Source organism: Micromonospora fiedleri, from assembly GCF_016774385.1.
GTDB lineage: Bacteria > Actinomycetota > Actinomycetes > Mycobacteriales > Micromonosporaceae > Micromonospora > Micromonospora gifhornensis.
Genome location: NZ_JAETXL010000004.1, coordinates 98,715 through 123,315 on the forward strand (window position 1 = coordinate 98,715; position 24,601 = coordinate 123,315).

The following is a 24,601-nucleotide window of genomic DNA, read 5'->3' on the forward strand; positions in this document are numbered from 1 at the left end:
GCCGTGACGCCGCTCCGCCTCGGATATCTCTACGGGTTCGCCGCCTACCTGATGTGGGGGTTCTTTCCCCTCTACTTCAAGCTGCTGCGTCCGGCCGGCCCGCTGGAGATCCTCGCCCACCGGGTGGTCTGGTCCGTGGCGTTCGTCGCCCTGCTGCTCCTCGCGATGCGCAACATCGGGTTCCTGCGGGCCCTGCTGCGCCGCCCGCGCACCCTGGCGGGGATCGCCGTGGCCGCCGTGCTGATCGGGGTGAACTGGTTCACCTACATCTACGGGGTCAACTCCGACCGGGTGGTGGAGACCGCCCTCGGCTACTTCATCAACCCGCTGGTGGTGGTCCTGCTCGGCGTGGTGGTGCTGCGGGAACGGCTGCGCCCGGCCCAGTGGTGGGCGCTGGGCATCGGCACGGTCGCGGTGGCCGTGCTCACCGTCGACTACGGCCAACTGCCCTACATCGCGCTGATCCTGGCGCTCACCTTCGGCGGGTACAGCCTGGTCAAGAAGCAGCTCGGGCTGCCGGCCGCGGAGGGTCTGTTCGTCGAGTCGGCCGTGCTGGCGTTGCCAGCGCTCGGCTACCTCGGCTGGATCGCGACCACCGGCGACATCGCGTTCGGGCAGGTGTCGACGGCACACACCCTGCTGCTGGTCCTCGCCGGCGCGCTGACCGCCATCCCGCTGCTGCTCTTCGCCGGGGCCGCCAACCGGCTTCCGCTGAGCTCCCTGGGCATGCTCCAGTACGTGGGCCCGATCCTCCAGCTCGGCTGCGGGGTGCTGATCTTCCACGAGCCGATGCCGCCGGCCCGCCTGGCCGGCTTCGCCCTGGTCTGGCTCGCCCTGATCATCTTCACTGCCGACGGGTTCCGTCAGGCGCGACGTACCCGCCGTCAGCGCCCGCTCGTCGTCTCCCCCGCCGCCGCCCGCTGACTCCGCCGGTCGCGGCGCCCGAAGGCCTTCAACAGGCACGCTGAACACCCCCTGACCGGGTGCGGGCAACATCTAAAGGGGTGATTGCGTCACCCCGGCCAGCCAAGTACGTTTCGCGATCAATAGATCACGGAAAGCGATGAACCTTCCGTGTCATTGATGGGAGACAAAGTGCATTTGCGCACCATACGAGCCGCTGTCGCGCTGATGTTGGGCTTGGGCGCTGTCGCAATGGCAGCCGCTCCGGCACAGGCACTGCCCCCCAGGTGTTGGGAGCTCGACGACTGCATCGAACTGCCTCCGCCCGGTGGCGGCGGTGGCGGCGGCACCCCGCCTGCCCCGGCCTACACCTTGCAGGGAGTCATCGAGCTGGAGAAGTACGGCCACGAGGGCAACTGGCCGTACCGGACCGGCGGCGTCAAGGTTCGCGGATACTCCCGGTTCGCCAACGCCAGCAACAACCGCGTCGACGCCGACTACATCAACGTCCGGTGCTACGCCAACACGTTGACCGGCTACTCCACCACGGACTACGACTCCGAGAACAACGGAGCCCTCGTCGACGTGCACTTCTGGTCCCCGACCATCCCGGTGACCGGCGTCTCGCCGGAGTTCCGCACGATCACGATCAACTGCGTCCACCACGCCACGAAGAACGGCGTCAACTACAACACCACCAGCACCCGCCAGTTCGTCATTCCCGAATGACCGTCCCCCTCGGGGCGGTCGACACGGATCGCCCCGAGGGACCGCGGTGGAGGTTGATCCGGCTGCAACCGCAACTCGCGCCGGTGCTAGCCGCTGCCGTCGCCTTCAAGCGGGCGGCGACTAGGGCACGTCATAGGCCAGCACGACGGTGCCGTCGGCCCGGACCAGTTCCAACCGGACCAGTTCGGCGTTGGTGAACCGGGTCGCGCCACTGATCCGCAGGTCGTCGCCGGGCGCGGCCAACCAGGAGCCGATCTGCTCCTGCGAACCGTCGGCGGCATGCGCCACCAACCGGAACGCGTTCGCCTTGCCGTAACCGGACCGCTCGTCGTACCCGCAGGTCATGGTGACCTCGGTGCCCCAGTTCGTGCCGGTGAGCCCGATCTCGGCGTGCAGCGGCACGGTGCCCGCCACCGGACGCATCTGCACCATCCGCACCTGGGCCAGCGGTGCGGTCGGTCCCTGCCCGGGCAGCATGGTGGCCGTACCGAAGCCGACGACCAGGGCGAGCGCGGCAGCCGCCAGCCCGATCACCGCGTACCGCAGCCGGTTGGCCTGCCGTTCGCGGCGGCGACGTTCCCGCGCGGCGCTGAGCAGCTCGGGCACCCGGGGGTTCTCCGGCGGCGGCAGGAACTGCTCCAGGCTGGTCGGATCCAGCCGGCCGAGCAGGCCGGGCAGCACGGCGATCTCGGAGATGGACTGCTGGCAGGCCGGGCAGTCGACCAGATGGCGTTCGTAGGCGGCACGGTCCGCGGGAGACAGGGCACCCAGCACGTACGCGCCATCGTCGTACGCGAAGTCGCAGCGGCTCATCCAGTCACCCCCATCTCGGCAAGGACCAACCGTAGTGACCGCAGCGCGTAATGGGTTCGGGATTTCACCGTCCCCGGCGGGACGCCCAGCCGGGACGCCGCCTCGGAGACCGAGCGCCCCTGGTAAAAGCACTCGACCAGCACGTCGCGGTGCGACGGGCTGAGCCGGTTGAGCGCCTCGGCGACCGTCCACGCCTCGACGGCACGTTCCGTCTCGTCGACGACCTCGGGCGGTTCGGGCAGTTCGTCGGTGTAGATCTCACCGACCCGGGTGGAGCGGCGTCGCCAGGCGTCGATGGCCAGGTTCCGCGCGGTGGTGAACAGCCAGGCCCGTACCGAGCCGCGTCGCGGGTCGAGCGACTCCGGGTGGCGCCAGGCCCGGAGCAGCGTCTCCTGCACCAGGTCCTCGGCGCGCTGCCGGTCGCCGTTGACCAGGCGCAACGCGTGCGCGTACAGCGCGTCGGCATGTTCGTCATGCAGGGCACGCAGCAGATCCGCGTCGTGGTCGCTGATGGTCCTCTCCTCGCTCTCGCCGCGAGCGGGCTCGGCGTTACGAGGTTTGATACGTGCGGTCACCCCCAACAGTTCAGCCCCAGCTCAAACCTGCCCTCCGGCGCGGATTTCATCGCCGGTTCAGACGGTGGCCGACCCGCGCTCACCGGGCGCCCCTAGCGTCCGGCGGGTACGCGCCGGTGTGTTGCGCCGGCGCGCACCGACCCCAGGAGGCTCCCCCCATGAGCGACCGTCCCCGGCCGCTGCCGCTACTGGGCACCACCCGCCACGGCAGCCGCGACGCCATGACCTGTCTGTACCGCTGCGCCAACGCCTGCGACCACCCCGTACCCAACACCTCCGACAACCCGTACTTCGGTGATCTCGTGCACGCGGAGGTCTCCCGTCGCGGTGTCGTCCGCGCCGGCGCGGTCGGCGCGATGGTGCTCGGCTTCACCGGTACGCTGCCCGACACCCGCGCCGCTGCCTCGGCGGCAGCCAACGCGCCGGCACGGCCCCCGGCCACCCCCACCGGCGGCAAGGGCATCGGCACCGGCGCGCTGACCTTCAAGCCGATCCCCCCGAACACCCTGGACACCTTCGTGGTGCCCAACGGCTACGACCACGCGGTGCTGATCCGCTGGGGCGACCCGGTGGTGCCCGGTGCCCCCGCCTTCGACCTGCGCAGGCAGACCGCCGCCGCGCAGGCCAGGCAGTTCGGCTACAACAACGACTTCGTCGGCGTGCTGCCGCTGGACAAGGGCGGCAAGCGGGCGCTGCTCGTGGTCAACCACGAGTACACGAACGAGGAACTGATGTTCCCCGGCTTCACCAGCCAGGAGGCGCTCACCGTCGAGCAGGTCAAGGTGGCGATGGCGGCGCACGGCATGTCGGTGGTGGAGATCGAGCGGGTCGCCGGCACCGGTCAGTGGCGGGTGGCCGGTTCGGGCCGTCGCCCGTACAACCGGCGGGTCGACGCGTTGAGCAGCACCTTCGAACTGACCGGCCCGGTCGCCGGCTCGTCGCTGGTGAAGACCGCCGCCGACCCGAAGGGTCGCCGGGTGGTCGGCACGCTGAACAACTGCGCAGGTGGGGTGACCCCGTGGGGCACCGTGCTCTCCGGCGAGGAGAACTTCGACCAGTACTTCGTCGGCGGTGACGCCGCGCCGGAGGCCGACAAGGCCCGGCTGGCCCGCTACGGCATCACCACCACCGCCCGCTACCGCAGCGGCAGCCGTCGGTGGGAACGCGTCGCCGACCGCTTCGACCTGGCCAAGCACCCCAACGAGGCCAACCGGCACGGCTGGATCGTGGAGATCGACCCGTACGACCCGGAGAGCCGTCCCCGCAAGCACACCGCGCTGGGCCGGTTCAAGCACGAGGGCGCCAACGTCATCGTGGCCCGCAGCGGTCACGTGGTCGTCTACATGGGCGACGACGAGCGCTTCGACTACCTCTACAAGTTCGTCTCCGACAAGAAGTTCATGACGGGTGACTCCTGGGTCGCCCGCAGGCACAACCTGACCCTGCTGGAGTCGGGCACCCTCTACGTCGCCCAGCTCGGCCAGACCAGCGCCGCCGAGGTCGACGGCTCCGGCACGCTGCCCAGCGACGGCGCGTTCAACGGCGGTGGCCGCTGGATCAAGCTGGTCAGCGGCCACCGGTCGTACGTGGACGGCATGAGCGCCGCCGAGGTGCTCACCTTCACCCGACTCGCCGGGGACAAGGTCGGCGCGACCAAGATGGACCGTCCGGAGGACGTCGAGCCGAGCCTGCACACCGGCAAGGTGTACGTGGCGCTGACCAACAACACCAACCGTGGTGTCGGCAGCAACCCGAAGCCGGACGAGGCCAACCCGCGTACCGCCAACCGGCACGGCCAGATCCTGGAACTGGTGGAGGACCGGACGGATCACACCGCCGAGACGTTCACCTGGTCACTGCCGATCGTCTGCGGCGACCCGGCGGACCCGTCGACCTACTTCGCCGGGTACGACAAGACCAGGGTCTCCCCGATCTCCTGCCCGGACAACGTGGCCTTCGATGCCACCGGCAACCTCTGGATCTCCACCGACGGCAACGCGCTGGGCAGCAACGACGGCCTCTTCGCCACCGCCACGGAAGGCCCGGAACGCGGCCACCTGAAGCAGTTCCTCACCGTGCCGCGTGGCGCGGAGACCTGCGGTCCGTTCGTCACCGGCGACAACCGCTCCCTCTTCGTGGCCGTGCAGCACCCGGGTGAGATCACCGGTGCCACGGTCGACAACCCGGCCTCCACCTGGCCGGACGGCGACTACGCCAAGCCGGGCGTGGTGGTCACCTGGCGGCTGGACGGCGGACCGGTCGGTAGCTGACCCCGCCCCGGCATCCGCGCCGGCCGCTCCCACGGCCCTCGTCCCACCAGGACGGGGGCCGTCGGACTGCGGCGGTCAGTTGTCGGTGGCGAGGCTGTCGGCGATCGCGCGGGCGGCGGTGAGCAGCTTCGTCCGGACCACCCGGGCGGAGGTCATCATCTCGCTGGCCGGCAGCGCGCAGGCCAGCACGGTCCGGCGCTCCATGTCCTTGTCCGGGCTGATCAGCACCGCCGCGCAGGCCACCCCCTGGCGGAACTGCCCCAGCTCCAGTTGCATGCCACGGCGCTCCCCGGCAGCCAGGTCGGCCTCGAACGCCTCCGGGGTGCTCAACGTGGTGCTGGTGAACGGCCGCATGCCGTACTCGCGCAGGTAGCGGTGGCGTTGTTCGGCGGTGAGCGTGGCAAGCAGGGCCTTGCCGAGAGCTGTCGCGTGCGCGCCCTCGTCGAACCCGGGCACGAGATCCTCCAGATAGGGCGATCGGTGGCCCTCAGCGACGGCGGTGATGGCCACCTGCCCGCCGACGAACCGGCCGAGGTAGTGGCTCCAGCCGGTCTCCAGCGCGACCCGGCGCAGTGTCTCCCCGACCGCCGGCGACCCCCGGAACGCGGCGACCAGCTCGCGATAGCGGTCGGCCACCTCCAGGCCCACGATGTACGTCCCGTCCTCCCGACGGATCACGTAGCCCTCGTACGCGAGGGTCCGCACCAGGTGGTACGTGGTGGCCACGGTCAGCTCGCAGCGTCGGGCGATCTGTTTCACCGTCAGCCCGCGTGGGGCACGACCGACCGACTCGAGCACTCGCAGTGCGCGGGACACGCTCCGGATCAGGTCCGAAGGCTCCGCCAGGGGGTCACGCACAACCACCTCCGCCACCAGGGACTTACACCATATGAAAAAGCGGCCCGAGGCGAAATCCCTGATCGGATGGATGACGCAGGTAATCGGCACACGTGAAGTGATCTCGGTTGCACTTTGTGTCGCCGCGCCGACGCTCGAATAGGTTGATCATCGTGCCCGACACCGCTCCTCTTCCCGACAGCACGGCCACCACCAGGCCGGTCCGAGCCAGCGCGGTGGCCGTCGTGGTGACCATCGCCTGCGTCCTGCCGGTCTTCCTGGTCGGCGGCCTCGCCGTGCAGATGCGGGAGGACCTGCACTTCTCACCCGCCGGGCTCGGGCTGGTCGTCGCGGTCTACTTCGCGGTGGGCGCGCTCGCCTCCGTACCGTCCGGGGCTCTGGTGGAGCGTTGGGGCGGTGCCGTGGTGGCCCGCGCCGGCATCCTCGTCTCCGCCTCCTGCCTGCTCGCGGTGGCGGTGCTGGCCCGATCGTACCCGGTGCTGCTCGCCCTGCTCGCGGTCTCCGGCACCGCGAACGCGCTCGGCCAGCTGTCCAGCAACGTGCTGCTCGCCCGGCACGTGCCGGCCCGGCGGCAGGGCCTGTCGTTCGGCATCAAACAGGCCGCCATTCCGGTCTCCACCCTGCTGGCCGGGGCCGCGGTGCCCACCTTCGCCCTCACCGTCGGCTGGCGTTGGGCGTTCGTGGCCGCCGCCGCTGCCGCGCTGGCCACCCTGCCGGCCGTACCCGCGCAGCCGGCGCAACCCGCCCGCCGCTCGGTCCGTGGCGCCGGGCGCGGGACGTTTCCGCTGGTGGTGGTCGGTATCGCCGCGACGCTCGCCGCCGGGGCGGCGGGCGCGCTGGGCACCTTCGTGGTGGACGCCGCCGTCGACCGGGGACTCGAACCGGCGCTGGCCGGGCTGACCCTGACCCTCGGCAGCGCGGCCTGCATCACGGCCCGGGTCGGTCTCGGCTGGCTGGCCGACCGCCGCTCCGGCGGACACGTCACGCTCATCGCCGGCATGCTCGTCGTCGGGGCGGTCGGGCTGGCCCTGCTCGCGATGGCCGGCACAGCCCCGCTGATGGTCGGCGTACTGCTCGGCTTCGCCCTGGGCTGGTCCTGGCCCGGGCTGATGAACTTCGCCGTGGTCCAGCTGCATCCGCAGGCGCCGGGGGCCGCCACCTCGATCACCCAGACCGGGGTGTACGCCGGCGGCGCCCTCGGTCCGTTGACCCTAGGCCCGCTCGCCGCCGCAGCCGGCTACCCGACGATGTGGCTCACCGCAGCCGTCGCCATGCTCGCCGCCGCCGCGCTGATGCTCACCGCCACCCGCCTGCTGTCCGCCCAGCGCCACCCGGTGGCCACCCGCCCGGCCTGAGAGCTGCCGGAGGATCGACGGCGGGTCAGCTGGTGCGGTCGGCGATGTGGTCGCAGAGCGATTCGAGGGCCCGCCGGGCCGGGATCTGCGGCAGCGGCGCCAGTTGGGCGCGGGCGTCCTCGGCGTAGCTGCGGACGGTCTCCCGGGCGCGCTTGAGCGCCGCGGACTCGCGGAGCAGGCCGAGCGCCTCGGCGTGCAGCGCGTCGTCGGTCAACGCGCCGGTGGCCAGGATTTCCCGCAGCCGCACCGAGGCGGCGTCGGTGTCGTCCGCCGCCAGGGCGTACAGCACCGGCAGCGTCGGCACCCCTTCCCGCAGGTCGGTGCCGGGCGTCTTGCCCGACTCCGTGGACTCGCTGGCGATGTCGAGCAGGTCGTCCGAGAGCTGGAACGCCACCCCGATGGTCTCGCCGTACCCGGCCAGCGCCGCCACGTGCTCCGGAGTCGCCCCGGAGAACAGGCCGCCGAAGTGCGCGCTGGTGGCGATCAACGAACCGGTCTTCTCCGCGATCACCCGCAGGTAGTGCGCCACCGGGTCGTCATCGGCCCGAGGCCCGACAGTCTCGGCGATCTGACCGTGCACCAGCCGGGCGAAGGTGCGTGCCTGGAGGCGTACCGCCTCGGGGCCCAGCTCGGCCGCGACGTCCGCGGCCCGCGCGAAGAGATAGTCGCCGACCAGGATCGCCACCGAGTTGGTCCAGCGGGAGTTGGCGCTCGGGGCACCCCGGCGCACCGGCGCCTCGTCCATCACGTCGTCGTGGTAGAGCGTCGCGAGGTGGGTGAGCTCCACCACCACGGCGGCCGACACGATCTCCGCCCGGCTCGGGTCGCCGAACTGCGCGCCAAGCGCCACCAGCAGCGGCCGGAACCGCTTCCCACCGGCGTCCGCCAGGTGGCGGGCGGCCTCGGTCACGAACGGGTCGGCGCTGGCGACGGTGTCCCGCAGTTCCGCCTCTACCGCCTCCAGCAGACCCAGCACGGACTCCTCCGTGCGAGAGTCGGCGAGATGAAGGCCGAGCGCGCCGAACTGACCTGCGCCAAGCCGGTTCCGGCGGGCACCGGAGCCGGTGACACCTGAACCCTCGCCACCCCTGATCGCCACAGCTCCACCATGCCACACGGCCTCTACCTGCACCGGACCGGGGATACGCGGCGAGGGCCGGCCCACAGTCGTGGGCCGGCCCTCGTCAGCAGGGTCCGCAGCTACCGCACGAACTCGGCGGCACCGGAGGCCAGATCCAGCAGCGGGCCCGGCGCGACGCCGAGCACCAGGGTGGCGATCACGCCGATCACCAGGGCCGCCGAGGTCAGCCCACCGGGCACGGTGACCGTCGGAGTCGACTCACCCGGCTCGGACAGCCACATCATCACCACGACCCGCAGGTACGGGAAGGCCAGCACCATGCTGGTCAGCACACCGGCGATCACCAGCCAGACCTGCCCACCCTCCAGGGCCGGCCCGAACACCGCGAACTTGCTGGTGAAGCCGCTGGTCAGCGGGATGCCGGCAAAGGCCAGCAGGATGAAGGTGAACACCGACGCGTACAGCGGGGAACGCCGGCCCAGCCCGGCCCAGCGGGACAGGTGGGTGGCCTCGCCGTCGGCGTCCCGGACCAGGGTCACCACCGCGAACGCGGCCAACACCGCGAAGCCGTACGCGACCAGGTAGAACATGGTGCCGGAGAGCCCGTTCGCGCCCGGCGCCAACACACCCACCAGCAGGTACCCGGCGTTGGCGATGGACGAGTACGCCAGCAGCCGCTTGATGTCGGTCTGGGTCACCGCGAACACCGCGCCGACCAGCATGGTGAGCACCGCCACCACACCGAGCACCGGGGTGAAGTCCCACCGCGCGCCCTCGAAGGCGACGTGGAACACCCGCAGCAGGGCACCGAACGCGGCCACCTTCGTGCAGGCCGCCATGAAGCCGGTCACCGGCGTCGGCGCGCCCTGGTACACGTCCGGGGTCCAGACGTGGAACGGTGCCGCAGCGGCCTTGAACAGCAGACCGATCGCCACCAGCGCCATACCGGCGAAGAGCAGCACCGGGCTCTGCGTCGAGTTGGCCACCGCCGCGTGGATGGTGGCGAAGTCGACCCCGGCCGGGCGGTCGCCCAGGCCGGCGGTGAAGCCGTACAGCAGCGCCAGACCGAACAGGAAGAAGGCCGAGGCGTACGCGCCGAGCAGGAAGTACTTCATCGCCGCTTCCTGGCTCAGGATGCGGCGGCGGCGAGCCAGCGCACAGAGCAGGTAGAGCGGCAGCGAGAAGACCTCGAGCGCGATGAACATGGTCAGCAGGTCGTTCGCCGAGACGAAGATCAGCATGCCGCCGATGGCGAAGGTGACAAGCGGGTACACCTCGCCGGCACCGCTGGCGTGCTGCGCCTGCCGCCGGTCGTCCGGCGAGTCGGCGGTGATGGCGGCCTGGGCGACGAACGCGCCACCGCGCTCGATCGACCGCTCACCGATCATCAGCAGCGCCACCGCCGACAGGACCAGGATCCCGCCCTGGAGGAACAGCGTCGGCCCGTCGATGGCGATCACCCCGATGGTGATCAGCCGCTTGTCGGCGTTGAACACCACCATGGTCAGCGCGGCGAGCACCGCCAGCAGCGCCAGCGGCAGCTGGATGGGGTGCCGCAGGCGCCGAGGCACGAACGCCTCGATCAGCACCCCGACCACCGCCGCGCCCATCATGATCAGGATCGGCGCGAGTGCCGCGTAGTCGATCGGCGGCAGTTCAAACTCGTTCACCAGACCAGCCTTTCGTTCGCGACTGCGGTACTCCGCTGCGCTGCGTTCCTCGCGCTCACCGAACCAGCCTTTCCGTTCGCGACTGCGGGGCTCGCAAGCTCACTCCTCGCGCTCACCGGGCGGCCTCCTGCACGGTCGGAGCCGGGTCGGTCCGGCCGACGTCCTCCATCGTTGCCTGGATGGCGGGGTTGATCACGTCCGTGACCGGCTTGGGGTAGAAGCCGAGCAGCACGATCAGCGCGATCAGCGGCGCGACCACGAACTTCTCGCGAAGGTTGAGGTCCCGCTTCATCCCGTCGATCTCGGTCAGCGCCGGGTTGAGCGTGCCCTGCGTGGTGCGCTGCACCATCCAGAGCACGTACGCGGCGGCCAGGATGATGCCGAGCGTGGCGATCACCGCCACCGGCTTGTTCACCGTGAACGTGCCGATCAGCACCAGGAACTCGGAGACGAACGGCGCGGTGCCGGGCAGCGCCAGCGAGGCGAGACCGGCGAAGAAGAGCACCCCGGCCAGCACCGGAACCAGCTTGCCGGCACCACCGAAGTCGCTGATCAGGGCCGAGCCCCGGCGGGCGACCAGCATGCCGACCACCAGGAAGAGCAGGCCGGTGGCGAGCCCGTGGTTGACCATGTAGAGCACCGCACCCGTACCGGCCTGGGTGGTGAAGGCGAAGATGCCGACGCCGATGAAGCCGAAGTGCGCGATCGAGGTGTACGACACCAGTCGCTTCAGGTCGTTCTGCCCGACCGCCAGCAGCGCGGCGTAGATGATGCCGATCACCGCGATGGCCAGCGCCCAGGGCGCGAACCACTGGGCCGCGTCCGGGAACAGCGGCAGGCAGTAGCGCAGGATGCCGAAGGTGCCCACCTTGTCCAGCACGCCGACGAGCAGTGCGGCGGCACCGGCCGGCGCCGCGCCACCGGCGTCCGGCAGCCAGGTGTGGAACGGGAAGAACGGTGCCTTGATCGCGAAGGCGATGAAGAAGCCGAGGAACAGCCAGCGCTCCGCGCCGGTGGAGATGTCCACCTCGGACAGCGCCACCCAGTCGAAGGTCTTGCCGCCGACCACCCAGAGGCCGATCACCGCGGCCAGCATGAACAGACCGCCGACCAGGGAGTAGAGGAAGAACTTGACCGCCGCGTACTGCCGCTGGTGGCCGCCGTAGCTGCCGATCAGGAAGTACATCGGCACCAGCATGACCTCGAAGAACACGTAGAACAGGAAGACGTCGGCGGCGGCGAAGACACCGAGCATCGTGCATTCGAGGACGAGCAGCAGCGCGAAGTAGGCCGGTACCGACCGCTTCGAGGATTCGGCGTCGTGCCAGGAGGCCAGGATCACCAGCGGCACCAGCACCGCGATCAGCATCAGCATGACAAGCGCGATGCCGTCGGCGGCGAAGGTGAAGTTGACGCCCCAGTTGGGAATCCACGGGTACGACTCGCGGAACTGGAAGCGCTGGCCGTCGACCTGCCAGGTCACCCACATGGCGATCGACAGCGCCAGCACCAGCAGTGACCAGCCGAGCGCGACCTGCTTGGCCAGGGTCGGCCGGCTACGCGGCAGGAGGGCGACCACCACTGCGCCGACCAGCGGCGCCACGGTGAGCACCGAGAGGAACGGGAAGTCGGACATTATGCGGCCTTACCTCCGTCGTCGAAGCGCGGTCCGCCGGCGACGGCCGCCTGGGAGAGTGTCGGGAAAGCCGCGCGGTTTCCCGACCCCTGAAGGTCGATCACGCGAACCACCCCGCCTGGACGGCCAGGAAGGCGGCCACCACCAGCAGCGCACCGGTCAGGATCGAGGTGGCGTACGACCGGACGAAGCCGGTCTGCATCCGCCGGAGGCGACTCGAACCGCCGCCGACGCCGGCAGCCAGACCGTTGACCAGACCGTCGATCCCCCGGTTGTCCAGGTAGACCAGCGCCCGGGTGAGGAAGATGCCCGGCTTCTCGAAGACCGCCTCGTTGACCGTGTCGGTGTAGAGGTTCTTGCGAGCGGCGGTGACCAGCACCCCGGCCGGCTGCGGCTCGATGGCCGTACCGCCCCGGAACAGGAACCAGCCCAGCAGGGCACCGATCACGGTGACGCCCAGCGACAGCGCGACGATCGCCCAGTGCGGCAGCACCGCGTCGTGGTGCGCCTCGCCCGCGCTCAGCCCGGCGGTGGCGGTCAGCCAGTCCGGCACCGAGGTGGCCAGCAGCCAACCGGCGCCGAGGGAGCCGATGCCGAGCAGGATCAGCGGGATGGTCATCAGCGGCGGGGACTCGTGCGGGTGCTCGATGTCCGTGGTCCACCGCTTCGGCCCGTGGAAGGTGAGCACGAAGAGCCGGGTCATGTAGAAGGCGGTCAGCGCGGCACCGAGCACCGCGGCCCCACCGAACAGCCAGGCGGTCCAGCCCTCCCGCTCGAAGGCGGCGGCGATGATCGGCTCCTTGGAGAAGTACCCGGAGAACGGGAACATGCCGATGATGGCCAGCCAGCCCGCACCGAAGGTCAACCAGGTGATCTTCATGTACTTGGAGAGGCCACCGAAGCGGCGGATGTCCACCTGGTCCTTCATGCCGTGCATCACCGAGCCGGCACCGAGGAACATGTTGGCCTTGAAGAAGCCGTGCGCCAGCAGGTGCACGATGGCCAGCGCGTACGCCGCGCCACCCAGGCCGACACCGAGGAACATGTAGCCAATCTGGCTCACCGTCGACCAGGCCAGCACCCGCTTGATGTCGTCCTTGGCGCAACCGATGATCGCGCCCATCACCAGGGTCAGCGCACCGACGCTCACCACCACCAGTTGCAGGGTGGTGTTGGCCGAGAAGATGATGTTGGACCGGGCGATCAGGTAGACGCCCGCGGTGACCATCGTCGCGGCGTGGATGAGCGCCGACACCGGGGTCGGGCCCTCCATCGCGTCCGGCAACCACGCCTGGAGCGGGAACTGACCGGACTTACCGGCGGCCCCGAGCAGCAGGAGCAGGCCCAGCACCAGCACGGTGCCACCGGCCAGCGCGCCGACGCCGTTGAAGACCTCGTCGTACTGGGTGGTGCCCAGCGTGGCGAACATGATGAAGATGGCGATGGCCAGACCGGCGTCACCGACCCGGTTCATCAGGAACGCCTTCTTACCGGCGGTGGCCGCGGCCGGCTTGGTGTACCAGAAGGAGATCAGCAGGTACGACGCCAGACCGACGCCCTCCCAGCCGAAGTACAGCATCACGTAGTTGTTGCCGAGGACCAGCAGCAGCATGGCCGCGACGAACAGGTTGAAGTAGGCAAAGAACCGCCGACGACCCGGGTCGTGCGCCATGTACTCGACCGCGTACAGGTGGATCAGGAAACCCACGCCGGTGATCAGCAGGACGAAGACCCCGGCCAGCGGGTCGAAGAGCAGGCCGAAGTCGACGTGCAGGCCGCCGACCGCGATGAAGTCCCAGAGGCTCAGCTCGACCGACTTGTTCTCCAGGCCACGCAGACCGAGGAAGTAGCTCAACCCGAGCACGAACGCCGCGCCGATGGCGGCGACGCCGAGCCAGTGTCCCCAACGGTCGGCCCGTCGCCCGAGCAGCAGCAGCACCGCCGCGCTGAGCAGCGGGATTGCCACCAGCAGCCAGACGCTGCTCAGCAGGCCGTCGGCCGTCGCGTACGAGACCGTCTCGGCCGGAGCAGCCTGGGCGTACGTCAGAATTTCGTCCACCGGTGGGCCCCTCTAGTACTTCAGCAGGTTGGCGTCGTCGACGCTGGCGGAGCGCCGGGTGCGGAAGATCGCCATGATGATGGCCAACCCGACCACGACCTCGGCCGCCGCCACCACCATCACGAAGAACGCCATGATCTGGCCGTTGAGGTCACCGTTCATCCGGCTGAAGGTGACCAACGCCAGGTTGGCCGCGTTGAGCATCAGCTCGACACACATGAACAGCACGATCGCGTTGCGCCGGACCAGCACCCCGGCCGCGCCGATGGTGAACAGCACCGCGGCGAGGACGAGGTAGTAGTTCGGCTCGACCGAGAAGAAGTCACTCATTTCTCAGTGCCCTTCAGGGTGGTCTCCTCGGCGGTCAGTTCGCGGACCGGCAGGATGTCCGGCGTGCTCCGGTCGCTGAGTCGCCCGTCCGGCAGGCGGGCCGGGGTGGCGACCGACGAGGAGGTGGCGAAGACACCCGGGCCGGGCTTCGGGCCGGGGTAGTTGCCGGGCGCGAAGCGCGCCTTCATGGTGGCCACCTGGTCGCGCCGGTCCTCCTTGCGCCGCTCGACGTGCGCCAGGATCATGCCGCCGATGGTGGCGGTGATCAGCAGCGCCGCGGTGAGCTCGAACGCGAAGATGTAGTCGGTGAAGAGCAGCCGGGCGATGCTCTGCACGTTGCCGCCGGCGTTGGCCTGCTCCAGGCCGACCGCCTCGGTGCCCTGGGTGGCCCGGTAGGCGCCGCTGCCGAGCAGGGCGGCGAAGCCGACGCCGAGCCCGATCGCGGCGATCCGCTGACCGCGCAAGACCTCGATCAGCGAGTCGGAGGCGTCCCGGCCGACCAACATCAGCACGAACAGGAAGAGCATCATGATCGCGCCGGTGTAGACGATGATCTGCACCATGCCGATGAACGGCCCCGCCTGGAGCACGTAGAACACGCCCAGGCTGAGCATGGTCAGCACCAGCCAGAGCGCCGAGTGCACCGCGTTGCGCGCCGCGATCATGCCGATCGCGCCGGCCAACGCGAGCGGGGCGAGGATCCAGAAGGTCACCGCCTCCCCGCCGGAGACCGCCCCCGCGGCGGCGAGCACCGTCGACGTGGTCATGCCGTCTCTCCCTTTTCCGCCGCAGCTCGCTGGGCGGCCTGCTCGGCACCGGGGAACGTGACGCCCGGGTGCTCGTCCACCTGGTAGCGGCCCGGCCCCATCGGCGAACGCTCGGCACCGGCCGAGGTACCCGGGTTGGTCAGGCTGCCGACGTAGTAGTCCTTCTCGCTGTCGCCCAGGCGCATCGGGTGCGGCGGCTGCTCCATCCCTTCCAGCAGGGGCGCGAGCAGCTGCTCCTTGGTGAAGATCAGGTCCTGCCGGTTGTCCCGGGCCAGCTCGTACTCGTTGCTCATGGTCAGCGAGCGGGTCGGGCAGGCCTCGATGCACAGTCCGCAGAAGATGCACCGCGCGTAGTTGATCTGGTAGACGCTGGCGTACCGCTCACCCGGCGAGAACCGCTGCTCGTCGGTGTTGTCGCCACCCTCGACGTAGATCGCGTCCGCCGGGCAGGCCCAGGCGCACAGCTCACAGCCGATGCACTTCTCCAGCCCGTCCGGGTGCCGGTTGAGGATGTGCCGCCCGTGGTAGCGGGGCGCCGGCGTGGGCGGGGTGAACGGGTAGTCGGTGGTGACAACCTTCTTGAACATGTGCGAGAAGGTGACCCCGAAGCCCTTGAACGTTCCGGTGATCGCGCCCACGTCACACCTCCTCAGAGTCCTGGCCGGCGGGGGCGTTGGCCGGCTCCCGCTCGGCGACCATGCGCCGGGTGCGCGGGCTCGGTGGTACCTGAAGATCCAGCGGAGGCAGCGGGAAGCTGCCCTGCGGCCGGTTCTCGACCTGCTCGGCGACGGTCGGCTTCTGCTCCGGCTTGCGGTTCGGCCAGAACAGCGCGGCGATCAGTGCGATACCGCCGAGGATGCCGAACACCACCAGCCGGTCGTTGCGCTCCCAGTCCTGCACCTTGAGCCAGGTGGCCAGGAAGACGATCCAGACCAGGCTGACCGGGATGAGGACCTTCCAGCCGAGGCGCATGAGCTGGTCGTAGCGCAGCCGAGGCAGCGTGCCACGCAGCCAGACGAAGACGAAGACCAGCAGGATGACCTTGGCGAAGAACCAGAGCAGCGGCCACCAACCGGAGTTGGCACCCGACCAGATGCTGATCGGCCACGGCGCGTACCAGCCGCCGAGGAAGAGCGTCACGGTGAACGCCGACATGGCCACCATCGCGACGTACTCGCTGAGCATGATCAGCGCGAACTTCAGCGAGCTGTACTCGGTCATGAAGCCCGCCACCAGCTCCGACTCCGCCTCGGGCATGTCGAAGGGCGGCCGGTTGGTCTCACCGACGATGGAGATGAGGAAGACCACGAAGCTCGGGAAGAGCAGCAGCGCGAACCAGCCCGGGCCGGGAAGCTCGGCGCCGAACAGGTTGAGCGTGACGCCCTGCCCCTGTGCGGCCACGATCTCGCTGGTGGACATCGTGCCGGCGAGCATGAAGACCGCCACGATGGACAGGCCCAGCGACACCTCGTACGAGATCAGCTGGGCGGTGGAGCGCAGACCACCGAGCAGCGGGTAGGTCGAACCGGAGGCCCAACCGGCGAGCACGATGCCGTACACCGCCATCGACGACAGGGCCAGCACCACCAGCACCGACACCGACACATCGGTGACCTGCAACGGCGTCTGGTGGCCGAAGATGCTCACCATCGGGCCGAACGGGATCACCGACAGCATGGTGACCGCGCAGATCATCGAGATGGCCGGGGCGATGAAGTAGATGACCTTGTCGGCGGCCTTCGGGAGGATGTCCTCCTTGAAGGCCATCTTCAGGCCGTCGGCGAGGGTCTGGAGCAGACCGAAGGGGCCCAGCTGGTTCGGGCCGGGCCGCACCGCCATCCGCCCCACGACCCGTCGCTCGAACCAGACACCGAGCAGCGTGCCGAGCAGCGCGACGACGAAGGCAAAGACGACCTTGCCGAGGATCAGCCACCACGGGTCGTGGCCGAAGTCGGTCAGCGACGGTGGCTGAGCGAGCGGGATCATGCGACACCCCCGGAGGAGTTGAGGAGCGGGCCCGGACGGCCGGCCGCGTCGGCGGCGACCGACTCGGTCGTGCCGGGCGCGGAGATCCGCACCACTGCGCCGGAGGTCGCGCCCAGGCTGCGCCGCACGGTCGCACCGGGCGAGTTGGTGGGCAGCCAGACCACCCCGTCCGGCATCTCGGTGATCGCCGCCGGGAGGGTCAACGCCCCCCGGTCGGTGCCCACCGTCACCGGGTCGCCGTCGGCGACACCGAGCGCTTCGGCGGTGCCCTTGCCCAGCCGGACCACCGGCGGACGGGCGGTACCACCCAGGTGCTCGTCACCGTCGGTGAGGCTGCCCAGGTCGATCAGCTGGTGCCAGGTCGACAGGACCGCCTCGCCGGCACCCGGCTGCGGCACCGCGGTCGGCGTGACCGACGGGGCGCTCGGCCGGGTCGTCCTGGTCTGCGGCAGTCCACCAAGCTCGCGGCGGACGCTCAGCACGTCCCCGGTGCCCAACCGCACGTCCAGCTGCGCGGCGAGCGCGTCGAGCACCCGACCGTCGGTCATCGCGGCGGTGGTCAGCACCGCGTCGAACGGACGCAGCCGGCCCTCCCAGTCCAGGAAGCTGCCGGCCTTCTCGACCACCGGCGCGACCGGCAGGACGACGTCCGCCCGGCGGGTCACCGCAGTGGCCCGCAGCTCCAGGCTGACCAGGAACGGCACCGCGTCCAGGGCCTGCTCGGCCAGCCGCGGGTCGGCCAGGTCGGCCGGGTCGACGCCGGCCACCACCAGGGCACCGAGCTGACCCGCCGCGGCGGCGGCGAGGATGCCGTCGGTGTCCCGACCGGCCTGGCTCGGGATCACCCCGGCCGGGATGTCCCAGGCCTCACCCAGCTCGGCACGGGCGGCCGGCTCGGTGACCAGACGCCCGCCGGGCAGCAGGTTGGGCAGGCAGCCGGTGTCCACCGCGCCACGGTCACCCGCGCGCCGCGGCACCCAGGCCAGCTTCGCGCCGGTACGCGCGGCCACCTCGGCGGCGGCGGAGAGCCCGCCCGGCACGCTGGCCAGTCGCTCGCCGACGATCAGGATCGCGCCCTCGGCGCTGAGCGCCTCGGCGACCGTCGCGTGCTCGGCGAGCACCCCGGCCTCCTCGCCCGGCACCACCCGGGCCAGCTTGGCGCCGAGCTTCTCCAGGCCGCGGGTCGCGAACGGGGCGATCGCGTACACCTTGAGCTTGTTCTTCAGGTACGCCTTGCGCAGGCGCAGGAAGAGGATCGGGCACTCCTCCTCCGGCTCCAAGCCGACCAGCACCACGGCCGGGGCCTTCTCGACGTCGGCGTAGGTGACGTCGGTGCTGCCGGCGACCGTGCTGGCCAGGAAGTCGGCCTCCTCGCGGGAGACCGGCCGGGCCCGGAAGTCGATGTCGTTGGTGTTCAGTGCGACCCGGGCGAACTTCGCGTACGCGTAGGCGTCCTCGACGGTCAGCCGGCCGCCGGTGAGCACCGCCGAACCCTGGCCTCCGTCACGGGCGGCCCGCAGACCCTCGGCGGCGACGCGCAGCGCCTCGCTCCAGGAAGCCTCCCGCAGCTCACCGGTGCTCTGGTCGCGGACCAGCGGGGTGGTGAGCCGGTCGGTGGCCCGGGCGTACTGGAAGCCCCAGCGGCCCTTGTCGCAGTTCCACTCCTCGTTGACCTGCGGGTCGTCGCCGGCCAGCCGGCGCAGCACCTTGCCCCGCCGCCAGTCGGTGCGCTGGGCGCAGCCGGCCGAGCAGTGCTCGCAGACGCTGGGCGTGGAGACCAGGTCGAACGGGCGGGCGCGGAACCGGTACTGGGTGCCGGTCAGCGCACCGACCGGGCAGATCTGCACGGTGTTGCCGGAGAAGTACGAGTTGAACGGGACGTCCCCCTCGTCGCCCTCCTCACCGTACGCCTCGTCCCGGTAGATGTTGATCTCCTCGGCGGACGAGCGGTTCATCAGGTCGATGAACTTGTCGCCGGCGATCTCCTCGGAGAACCGGGTGCAGCGCTGGCAGAGCACGCACCGCTCACGGTCGAGCAGCACCTGGGTGCTGATCGGCAGCGGCTTCGGGTACTCCCGCTTGTGCTCGTGGAACCGGGAGTCGGTGCGCCCGGTCGACATGGCCTGGTTCTGCAGCGGGCACTCGCCACCCTTGTCGCACATCGGGCAGTCGAGCGGGTGGTTGAGCAGCAGCAGCTCCATGACCCCCTCCTGCGCCTTCTTGGCGACCGGGGAGGTGAGCTGGGTACGAACCACCATGCCCTCGGCCACCGTCTGGGTGCAGGAGGCGACGGGCTTGCGCTGCCCCTCCACCTCCACCAGGCACTGCCGGCAGGCGCCGGCCGGGGCCAGCAGCGGGTGGTCGCAGAACCGGGGGATCTCGGTGCCGATCTGCTCGGCCACCCGGATCAGCAGCGCACCCTTGGGGGCGGTGACCTCGACACCGTCGATGGTGAGGGTGACCGTCTCGGTCGACTTCGCTACGTCCGTCATTAGTGGGCTCCCACCAACTGCTTGTCGGACAACTTCGGCGCAGTCCGGCCCTCGATGTAGTCGAGGTAGTCCTGCTTGAAGTACTTCAGGGAGGAGGTCACCGAGCTGGTGGCACCGTCACCCAGGCCACAGAACGAGCGACCGAGGATGTTGTCGCAGGTGTCGAGCAGGGTGTCCAGGTCGTCGTGGGTGCCCTGACCGGCCAGGATGCGGCGGTAGACCCGCACCATCCAGTAGTTGCCCTCCCGGCACGGGGTGCACTTGCCGCACGACTCGTGGTGGTAGAACTCCAGCCACCGGTAGGTCGCGTAGACCGGGCAGTCCTGGTCGGAGAAGATCTGGGTGGCCGTGGTGCCGAGGATCGACCCGGCCGCCGCGACACCCTCGAAGTCCAGCGGCACGTCCAGGTGCTCGGCGGTGAGCAGCGGGGTCGACGAGCCACCCGGGGTCCAGAACCGCAGGTTGTGCCCCGGCTGCATCCCGCCGGCCAGCTCGATCAGCTCGCGCAGGGTGATGCCGAGGCCGCACTCGTACTGGCCGGGGTTGGCGATCCGCCCGGAGAGCGAGTAGATCATCGGGCCGGCGGACTTCTCCGTGCCCATCGACTTCCACCAGTCCGCGCCACCGAGCACGATGTACGGCACGCTGGCGATGGTGCCGACGTTGTTGACCACGGTGGGGCTGGCGTACAGGCCGTGGGTGGCCGGGAACGGCGGACGCAGCCGAGGCTGGCCGCGGAAGCCCTCCAGCGAGTCCAGCAGCGCCGTCTCCTCGCCGCAGATGTACGCCCCGGCGCCGGAGTGCACCACCAGTTCCAGGTCGAAGCCGCTGCCCAGGATGTTCTTCCCCAGGTAGCCCTTGGCCTTCGCCTCTTCGACGGCGTTGCGCAGTCGACGTGCGGCGTGCACCGCCTCGCCCCGGATGTAGATGTAGGCCCGGTTGGCCCGGATCGCGTACGACGCGATGATCACGCCCTCGACCAGCGAGTGCGGGTCGTGCGTCATCAGCGGCAGGTCCTTGCAGGTGCCCGGCTCGCCCTCGTCGGCGTTCACCACGAGGTAGTGCGGCTTGCCGTCACCTTGCGGGATGAAGCCCCACTTGAGGCCGGTCGGGAAGCCCGCGCCGCCACGGCCGCGCAGACCGGAGTCCTTGACCAGCTGGATCAGGTCGTCCGGGTGGGCCTTGAGCGCCTTGCGCAGCGCCGCGTAGCCGTCGAGCTTCTCGTAGGTGCCGATCTGCCAGGCGTCGGGCGACAGCCAGCGCTTGGTCAGCACCGGCGTCAGCTTGGCCAGGGTCTCCGGCCGAGGCGTGGTCACTTCTGACCCCCCTTGTCGTTCGCGGAGCCACGGCCGGTGGACTCCGCTTCACTGAGGTTGCGCTCCTGCGCCTCGGCGTCGTCGCCGGCGGGCTTGGCGTCGCTGGCCGGCTTGTTGGCCGCCACACCGGCCGCCTCCGCCGCCTGGGCGTCCCGCGGCCCGGGTGCCGCACCGTCGGTCGGGACCTTCGTGCCGGGAGCGTCCGGCACGGCGGTCTTCGCGTCCGGCTGGCGGGTCTCGGCCGTACGCAGCTGCGGCGACTTGCGGTCGGGAGCCGCGACGTCGGGCGCGGTGGTCCCGGTCGGTGCCGCCTTCGGCGGGGTGGCCGGGGCCGGCTTGTCACCGGCCTTGCTGCTGCGGATCGGGGTGTTCGGGTCGAAGCCCGGTGCCGAGACGCCGTGCTGCTGCGCCAGCCGCAGGCCGCGCAGCGAAGGCTCGCCCGGCACGCCGTCGGCGACCGCGCCCTCGCGCTCGTCGGCGAACCCGGCGAGCTGGACCGACATCTCCTTGAGGGTGCAGAGGCGGGCGCCCCGGCTCGGCGTGGGCCGGTTGCCGGCCCGTAGCTCGTCGACCAGGCCCACCGCGCCCTGCGGGTCGACTCCGTCGAAGAAGTCGTAGTTGACGGTCATCACCGGGCCGTAGTCACAGGCCGCCAGGCACTCGGCGTGCTCCAGCGTGATCTTGCCGTCCTCGGTGGTCTCGTCATGCCCGACGCCCAGGTGCTCGGCGAGGGTGTCGTAGACCTCCTGGCCACCGAGCACGTTGCACATGGTGTTCGTGCAGACGCTGACCAGGTAGTCGCCGGTGGGCCGGCGCTTGTACATGGTGTAGAAGCTGGCGACCGCGCCGACCTGGGCCTTGTTCAGGCCGAGGACCTCGGCGCAGAACGCCACGCCGGCCGGGGAGACATAGCCCTCCTCGGACTGCACCAGGTGCAGCAGGGGCAGCAGGGCCGAGCGCGACCGGTCGGCCGGGTAGCGGGCGATGATCTCCCGCGCCCGGGCCCGGGTCTCGTCGGTGAAGACCGTAGTCACCGGTCACAACCTCCCATCACGGGGTCCAGCGAAGCGCCGCCGGCGATCACGTCGGCGATCAGGCCGCCCTCGGCCATCGCCGGCAGGGCCTGGAGGTTGACGAAACTCGGCTCCCGGTAGTGCACCCGGTACGGCCGGGTACCACCGTCGGAGACCGCGTGCACGCCCAGCTCGCCACGGGGCGACTCGACCGCCACGTAGACCTGGCCCGGCGGCACCCGGAAGCCCTCCGTCACCAGCTTGAAGTGGTGGATCAGGGACTCCATCGACTGCCCCATGATCTTGGCAACATGCTCCAGCGAGTTGCCCATGCCGTCGACGCCGATGGCCAGCTGCGCCGGCCAGGCGATCTTCTTGTCGGCCACCATCACCGGGCCGGGCTTGAGCCGGTCGACCGCCTGCTCAATGATCTTGAGCGACTCCCGCATCTCGGCCATCCGGACCAGGTAGCGGCCCCAGACGTCACCGTCGGCGTGCGTCGGCACGTCGAACTCGTACGTCTCGTAGCCGCAGTACGGCATCGTCTTGCGCAGGTCCCAGGCCAGGCCCGCGGAGCGCAGCACCGGGCCGGTGACGCCCAGCGCCACACAGCCGGTCACGTCGAGCACCGCGACCTCGCGCGTCCGCTCCAGCCAGATCGGCTGACCGGAGAGCAGGTCCTCGTACTCCTTGAGCCGCTTCGGCAGGAGCTTGAGGAAGTCGCGGATCTTGACGATCGCCTCGTCCGGCACGTCCTGGGCGACACCGCCCGGCCGGACGTACGCGTGGTTCATCCGCAGCCCGGTGATCAGCTCGAAGATCTCCAGGATGTACTCGCGCTCCCGGAAGCCGTAGAGCATCATGTTGATCGCGCCGAGCTCCATGGCCGTGGTGGCCACCCAGACCAGGTGCGAGGAGATCCGGTTCAGCTCCATCATGAGCACCCGGATGGTGTTGGCCCGCTCGGTCACCTCGTCGGTGATGCCGAGCAGCTTCTCCACCGCGAGCGCGTACGCCGTCTCGTTGAAGATCGGCGAGAGGTAGTCCATCCGGGTCACGAAGGTCGAACCCTGGACCCAGTTGCGGTACTCGAGGTTCTTCTCGATGCCGGTGTGCAGGTAGCCGACGACCGAGCGGGCCTCGCGGACCGTCTCGCCCTCCAGCTCCAAGACCAGCCGGAGCACGCCGTGCGTGGACGGGTGCTGCGGACCCATGTTGACGACGATGCGACCCTCGTTGATCGGGTCGACCCCCGACACCACGTCGTCCCAGTCCCCGCCGGTGACGTTGAAGACGCGACCCTCGGTGGTCTCGCGTTCGGTGGCGTAGTTGGACGTCATTGGTAAGACCTCCGCTTGTCGGGCGGCGGGATCTCGGCGCCCTTGTACTCCACGGGCACACCGCCGAGGGGGTAGTCCTTACGCTGCGGGTGACCCTCCCAGTCGTCCGGCATGAGGATCCGGGTCAGCGCCGGGTGGCCGTCGAAGATGACGCCGAACATGTCGTACGCCTCCCGCTCCTGCCAGTCGGCCGTCGGGTAGACGGCGGTGACACTCGGCAGGTGCGGCTCCTCGACGGAGACGGCGACCTCCAACCGGACCCGCCGCCGGTAGGTCATCGAGGTCAGCTGGTAGACCACGTGCAGCCGGCGGGCGTCGGCGCCGAGGTAGTCCACCCCGGAGACCGAGGAGCAGAGCTCGAAACGCAGCGCCGGGTCGTCCCGCATCACCTGGCAGACCTCGGCGATGCGCTCCGGCCGGATGTGCAGGGTCAGCTCGCCGCGGTCGACCACCACGTGCTCGATCGCCTCGCCGAAGGCCGGGTACGCCTCCTCCAGCGCGTCGCGGACCTCGTCGAAGTAGCCACCGTACGGTCGGGGCGAGTCCTCGATGGTGCGCTGCGGCCGGACCAGGCCACCGAAACCGGAGACGTCACCGCTGCCCTGGTTGCCGAACATGCCCCGGCCGGCCGGTGCCGACGGAGGAAGCTCGGCGGGAGCGCCACTGGTCGCCCCGGCCGGCGTCACCGGAACCGGTACGCCGCCGGTGCTCGGCTTGGAGTCAGTCACTTGATCCCCCGGTACGGCTGGAGGTGGTTCTGGGCCTTCATCCAGTTCTCGATCCGCAGCTGCTCCTCGCGGCCCTCGCGGACGGCCTTCGTCCACTCGGCCCGCCGGGCCTTGTCGCTGCGGTACGACGACGGCATCGAGCCGTACGGCACCACCGGCACGTCACCGCGTGCCTCGCGGGCGGCCAGCATCTTGCGACCGTTCGCTCCGAGCGGCTCGTGGCCGATCTTCTCGCGCAGCTTGAGGATCGCGTCGATGAGCATCTCCGGCCGCGGCGGGCAGCCGGGCAGGTACATGTCGACCGGTACGACGTGGTCGACGCCCTGCACGATGGCGTAGTTGTTGAACATGCCGCCGCTGCTGGCGCAGACGCCCATGGAGAGCACCCAGCGGGGCTCGGCCATCTGGTCGTAGATCTGGCGCAGCACCGGGGCCATCTTCTGGCTGACCCGGCCCGCGACGATCATCAGGTCGGCCTGGCGGGGCGAGGCCCGGAAGACCTCCATGCCCCAGCGGCCCATGTCGTAGTGCGGCCCACCGGCGGCCATCATCTCGATCGCGCAGCAGGCCAGGCCGAACGTGGCGCCCCAGACCGAGGACTTGCGCGACCAGTTGACCAGCTTCTCCACCGAGGTGAGCAGGACACCGGCGGGAAGTTTTTCCTCGATACCCATCTGGGT

The 24,601-nt window shown here is 70.2% G+C and carries 21 protein-coding genes; 4 read left to right on the forward strand and 17 right to left on the reverse strand.

Annotated features, from left to right (window positions below; all coding sequences use genetic code 11):
• Nucleotides 1–3: 3 nt before the first annotated feature.
• Both rarD and JMF97_RS11380 read left to right on the forward strand, forming a co-directional pair.
• Nucleotides 4–924 (forward strand): EamA family transporter RarD, encoded by a 921-nt coding sequence (gene rarD, locus JMF97_RS11375; protein WP_203221568.1) that lies wholly within the window; start codon nucleotides 4–6, stop codon nucleotides 922–924.
• A gap of 231 nt (nucleotides 925–1,155) precedes the next feature.
• Entirely contained in the window at nucleotides 1,156–1,632 is a 477-nt protein-coding gene (locus JMF97_RS11380) for a hypothetical protein (RefSeq protein ID WP_203221569.1), read from the forward strand.
• 120 nt (nucleotides 1,633–1,752) lie between these two features.
• On the opposite strand, the gene JMF97_RS11385 is transcribed toward JMF97_RS11380, so the two are convergent.
• Nucleotides 1,753–2,445: an anti-sigma factor family protein gene (locus tag JMF97_RS11385; protein ID WP_203221570.1), complete on the reverse strand. Its 693-nt coding sequence runs from the start codon at nucleotides 2,443–2,445 to the stop codon at nucleotides 1,753–1,755.
• Complete coding sequence (locus JMF97_RS11390; protein ID WP_232510732.1) at nucleotides 2,442–2,936, reverse strand: sigma-70 family RNA polymerase sigma factor; 495 nt, start codon at nucleotides 2,934–2,936, stop codon at nucleotides 2,442–2,444. The genes JMF97_RS11385 and JMF97_RS11390 overlap by 4 nt, the downstream gene beginning before the upstream one ends.
• 242 nt (nucleotides 2,937–3,178) lie before the next feature.
• On the opposite strand from JMF97_RS11390, the gene JMF97_RS11395 reads away from it, so the two are divergent.
• Nucleotides 3,179–5,290: a PhoX family protein gene (locus JMF97_RS11395; protein ID WP_203221571.1), complete on the forward strand. Its 2,112-nt coding sequence runs from the start codon at nucleotides 3,179–3,181 to the stop codon at nucleotides 5,288–5,290.
• A 75-nt stretch (nucleotides 5,291–5,365) separates the two neighbouring features.
• Here JMF97_RS11395 and JMF97_RS11400 read toward each other — a convergent pair whose 3' ends face one another.
• Nucleotides 5,366–6,148, reverse strand: coding sequence for an IclR family transcriptional regulator (locus JMF97_RS11400; RefSeq protein WP_013731034.1), 783 nt, complete (start codon nucleotides 6,146–6,148; stop codon nucleotides 5,366–5,368).
• A gap of 152 nt (nucleotides 6,149–6,300) precedes the next feature.
• On the opposite strand from JMF97_RS11400, the gene JMF97_RS11405 reads away from it, so the two are divergent.
• The gene (locus JMF97_RS11405) at nucleotides 6,301–7,503 is read left to right on the forward strand and encodes an MFS transporter (RefSeq protein ID WP_203221572.1); all 1,203 of its coding nucleotides are present in this window, start codon (nucleotides 6,301–6,303) and stop codon (nucleotides 7,501–7,503) included.
• Between the two features lie 25 nt (nucleotides 7,504–7,528).
• Here the strand turns inward: JMF97_RS11405 and JMF97_RS11410 are convergent, their stop codons facing one another.
• From JMF97_RS11410 to JMF97_RS11475, 14 genes are all read right to left on the reverse strand, one after another.
• The gene (locus JMF97_RS11410; protein ID WP_307816903.1) at nucleotides 7,529–8,596 is read right to left on the reverse strand and encodes a polyprenyl synthetase family protein; all 1,068 of its coding nucleotides are present in this window, start codon (nucleotides 8,594–8,596) and stop codon (nucleotides 7,529–7,531) included.
• A gap of 107 nt (nucleotides 8,597–8,703) precedes the next feature.
• A complete protein-coding gene (gene nuoN, locus JMF97_RS11415) occupies nucleotides 8,704–10,254 on the reverse strand; it encodes an NADH-quinone oxidoreductase subunit NuoN (RefSeq protein ID WP_203221574.1) in 1,551 nt (516 codons plus the stop codon).
• Between the two features lie 112 nt (nucleotides 10,255–10,366).
• Nucleotides 10,367–11,890, reverse strand: a complete 1,524-nt coding sequence (locus tag JMF97_RS11420; RefSeq protein WP_203221575.1) for an NADH-quinone oxidoreductase subunit M — start codon at nucleotides 11,888–11,890, stop codon at nucleotides 10,367–10,369.
• A gap of 100 nt (nucleotides 11,891–11,990) precedes the next feature.
• Nucleotides 11,991–13,949, reverse strand: coding sequence for an NADH-quinone oxidoreductase subunit L (gene nuoL / locus JMF97_RS11425; RefSeq protein ID WP_203221576.1), 1,959 nt, complete (start codon nucleotides 13,947–13,949; stop codon nucleotides 11,991–11,993).
• Between the two features lie 12 nt (nucleotides 13,950–13,961).
• A complete protein-coding gene (gene nuoK, locus JMF97_RS11430; protein WP_013731028.1) occupies nucleotides 13,962–14,279 on the reverse strand; it encodes an NADH-quinone oxidoreductase subunit NuoK in 318 nt (105 codons plus the stop codon).
• Entirely contained in the window at nucleotides 14,276–15,046 is a 771-nt protein-coding gene (locus JMF97_RS11435) for an NADH-quinone oxidoreductase subunit J (RefSeq protein ID WP_013731027.1), read from the reverse strand. The genes nuoK and JMF97_RS11435 overlap by 4 nt, the downstream gene beginning before the upstream one ends.
• On the reverse strand, nucleotides 15,043–15,684 hold the full coding sequence (nuoI, locus tag JMF97_RS11440; RefSeq protein WP_102657960.1) for an NADH-quinone oxidoreductase subunit NuoI: 642 nt from the start codon (nucleotides 15,682–15,684) through the stop codon (nucleotides 15,043–15,045). Before nuoI ends, JMF97_RS11435 begins: the two co-directional genes overlap by 4 nt.
• A 1-nt stretch (nucleotide 15,685) precedes the next feature.
• Nucleotides 15,686–17,032, reverse strand: a complete 1,347-nt coding sequence (gene nuoH / locus JMF97_RS11445; protein WP_203221577.1) for an NADH-quinone oxidoreductase subunit NuoH — start codon at nucleotides 17,030–17,032, stop codon at nucleotides 15,686–15,688.
• On the reverse strand, nucleotides 17,029–19,524 hold the full coding sequence (locus tag JMF97_RS11450; protein ID WP_203221578.1) for an NADH-quinone oxidoreductase subunit G: 2,496 nt from the start codon (nucleotides 19,522–19,524) through the stop codon (nucleotides 17,029–17,031). The genes nuoH and JMF97_RS11450 overlap by 4 nt, the downstream gene beginning before the upstream one ends.
• A complete protein-coding gene (gene nuoF, locus JMF97_RS11455) occupies nucleotides 19,524–20,840 on the reverse strand; it encodes an NADH-quinone oxidoreductase subunit NuoF (protein ID WP_013731023.1) in 1,317 nt (438 codons plus the stop codon). Before nuoF ends, JMF97_RS11450 begins: the two co-directional genes overlap by 1 nt.
• Nucleotides 20,837–21,874, reverse strand: a complete 1,038-nt coding sequence (gene nuoE, locus JMF97_RS11460; RefSeq protein ID WP_013731022.1) for an NADH-quinone oxidoreductase subunit NuoE — start codon at nucleotides 21,872–21,874, stop codon at nucleotides 20,837–20,839. Before nuoE ends, nuoF begins: the two co-directional genes overlap by 4 nt.
• Nucleotides 21,871–23,193: an NADH-quinone oxidoreductase subunit D gene (locus JMF97_RS11465; RefSeq protein WP_203221579.1), complete on the reverse strand. Its 1,323-nt coding sequence runs from the start codon at nucleotides 23,191–23,193 to the stop codon at nucleotides 21,871–21,873. Before JMF97_RS11465 ends, nuoE begins: the two co-directional genes overlap by 4 nt.
• Nucleotides 23,190–23,921 (reverse strand): NADH-quinone oxidoreductase subunit C, encoded by a 732-nt coding sequence (locus JMF97_RS11470; protein ID WP_013731020.1) that lies wholly within the window; start codon nucleotides 23,919–23,921, stop codon nucleotides 23,190–23,192. Before JMF97_RS11470 ends, JMF97_RS11465 begins: the two co-directional genes overlap by 4 nt.
• Nucleotides 23,918–24,595: a NuoB/complex I 20 kDa subunit family protein gene (locus JMF97_RS11475; RefSeq protein ID WP_013731019.1), complete on the reverse strand. Its 678-nt coding sequence runs from the start codon at nucleotides 24,593–24,595 to the stop codon at nucleotides 23,918–23,920. Before JMF97_RS11475 ends, JMF97_RS11470 begins: the two co-directional genes overlap by 4 nt.
• Between the last annotated feature and the right edge of the window lie 6 nt (nucleotides 24,596–24,601).

Bases quoted from the DNA above. Each gene is read 5' to 3' on its own strand.
- JMF97_RS11395 (WP_203221571.1), top strand. From the start codon at position 3,179: ATGAGCGACCGTCCCCGGCCGCTGCCGCTACTGGGCACCACCCGCCAC.
- nuoK (WP_013731028.1), bottom strand. From the start codon at position 14,279: ATGAGTGACTTCTTCTCGGTCGAGCCGAACTACTACCTCGTCCTCGCC.
- nuoH (WP_203221577.1), bottom strand. From the start codon at position 17,032: ATGATCCCGCTCGCTCAGCCACCGTCGCTGACCGACTTCGGCCACGAC.
- JMF97_RS11385 (WP_203221570.1), bottom strand. From the start codon at position 2,445: ATGAGCCGCTGCGACTTCGCGTACGACGATGGCGCGTACGTGCTGGGT.
- JMF97_RS11420 (WP_203221575.1), bottom strand. From the start codon at position 11,890: ATGTCCGACTTCCCGTTCCTCTCGGTGCTCACCGTGGCGCCGCTGGTC.
- JMF97_RS11465 (WP_203221579.1), bottom strand. From the start codon at position 23,193: ATGACGTCCAACTACGCCACCGAACGCGAGACCACCGAGGGTCGCGTC.
- JMF97_RS11380 (WP_203221569.1), top strand. From the start codon at position 1,156: ATGGCAGCCGCTCCGGCACAGGCACTGCCCCCCAGGTGTTGGGAGCTC.
- JMF97_RS11435 (WP_013731027.1), bottom strand. From the start codon at position 15,046: ATGACCACGTCGACGGTGCTCGCCGCCGCGGGGGCGGTCTCCGGCGGG.
- JMF97_RS11475 (WP_013731019.1), bottom strand. From the start codon at position 24,595: ATGGGTATCGAGGAAAAACTTCCCGCCGGTGTCCTGCTCACCTCGGTG.
- JMF97_RS11450 (WP_203221578.1), bottom strand. From the start codon at position 19,524: ATGACGGACGTAGCGAAGTCGACCGAGACGGTCACCCTCACCATCGAC.